General features: G+C 58.7%; 2 protein-coding genes. Both read left to right on the forward strand.

All coding sequences use genetic code 11. The features are described 5' to 3' along the window. A partial coding sequence (locus ACIPLA_RS28305) for an FAD-dependent oxidoreductase (RefSeq protein ID WP_401177778.1) occupies window positions 1-613 on the forward strand: 613 nt, incomplete at its 5' end. A 194-nt stretch (window positions 614-807) separates the two neighbouring features. Then, a partial coding sequence (locus ACIPLA_RS28310; RefSeq protein WP_401177781.1) for an ATP-grasp domain-containing protein occupies window positions 808-1,068 on the forward strand: 261 nt, incomplete at its 3' end.

The following is a 1,068-nucleotide window of genomic DNA, read 5'->3' on the forward strand; positions in this document are numbered from 1 at the left end:
AGCCGGGGGTCGCCGTCCGGCGACCACTGATCTGCTGGCAGCCGAGTGCGGTGTGACCCTGGACGAGCGCGGTTTCGTGCACGTTGACGATCACTGCGCCACCACTGTACCGGGCGTTTACGCCATCGGTGACGTGGTTCGCGGCATGATGCTGGCACACAAGGCCTCGGAAGAGGGCATCATGGTTGTCGAGCGCATCAAGGGCCACAAAGCCCAGATGAACTATGACTTGATCCCGTCAGTTATTTATACTCACCCGGAAATCGCGTGGGTCGGCAAAACCGAGCAGGCCTTGAAGGCTGAAGGCGTTGAAGTTAACGTTGGCACCTTCCCGTTCGCAGCCAGTGGCCGTGCCATGGCAGCCAACGACACCGGCGGTTTCGTGAAAGTCATTGCCGATGCCAAGACTGACCGCGTATTGGGCGTCCACGTGATTGGCCCGAGCGCTGCAGAACTGGTTCAGCAGGGCGCGATCGGTATGGAATTCGGCACCAGCGCTGAAGACTTGGGCATGATGGTTTTCTCCCATCCGACCCTGTCTGAAGCCTTGCACGAAGCAGCTTTGGCTGTGAATGGCGGCGCCATCCACATCGCCAACCGCAAGAAGCGTTAAGACAATAAGAAACCACGGCGGTACGGCCCGTCGTGAGCCTTGCGTGCAAGACTCACCGCGGAATGTCCGCTGGACGCAGTCTTGCGTAGCTGCACCGGGTAACTGGAAAGCTACGCAAGCAGCAGTCACAGGTGGTGCGGCACCAGAACGGTGCAGCACCGAATGCGCAGTACCTAACGAAGACGGTAATAAGCATGAATCTTCACGAGTATCAGGGTAAGCAGCTGTTCGCTGAATACGGCCTGCCAGTTTCCACCGGCTACGCAGTAGACACCCCGGAAGCAGCAGCAGAAGCTTGCGACAAAATCGGCGGCACCGAGTGGGTTGTCAAAGCCCAGGTCCACGCTGGTGGTCGCGGTAAAGCGGGCGGCGTAAAGCTGGTTCGCAGCAAAGAAGACGCCAAAGCATTCGCTCAACAGTGGTTGGGCAAGCGTCTGGTGACTTACCAGACTGAT

It is taken from the genome of Pseudomonas sp. NPDC086112 (assembly GCF_044746425.1).
Taxonomy (GTDB): domain Bacteria; phylum Pseudomonadota; class Gammaproteobacteria; order Pseudomonadales; family Pseudomonadaceae; genus Aquipseudomonas.